The following is a 261-nucleotide window of genomic DNA, read 5'->3' as shown; positions in this document are numbered from 1 at the left end:
GGGAAAGAGGAAGGGAAGAAAGGAGAAGGAGGGGAAGAGGGAGGAGGGGAAGGAGAAGAGAAAGGGGAAGGAGGAGGGGGAGGAGGGAAGGGAGAAAGGAAAGAAAAGGGAGGAGGAGGAAAAAGGGGAGGAGGGGGAGGAAAGGGAAGAAAAGAAAGAAGGAAGAGAAGAGAGAAAGGGAGAAGAGGAGGGAAAGGGAAAAGGAAAGGGAAAAAGAGGAGAGAGAGGGGAAGAGAAAGGAGAAAAGGAGGGAGAAGGGGA

Annotated in this window: 1 protein-coding gene; it reads left to right on the top strand. The window is 52.5% G+C overall.

What is annotated here, in order from left to right; translation table 11 throughout:
* On the top strand, window positions 1–261 hold a 261-nt coding region (locus tag AB1471_RS19030), incomplete at both ends, for a hypothetical protein (protein ID WP_367781007.1).

This window comes from Jeotgalibacillus marinus, assembly GCF_040801915.1.
GTDB classification, from domain to species: Bacteria; Bacillota; Bacilli; order Bacillales; family Jeotgalibacillaceae; genus Jeotgalibacillus; species Jeotgalibacillus marinus.
The sequence above is the reverse complement of the archived record's forward strand: the minus strand, read 5'-3'. Positions and strand labels throughout refer to the sequence as shown.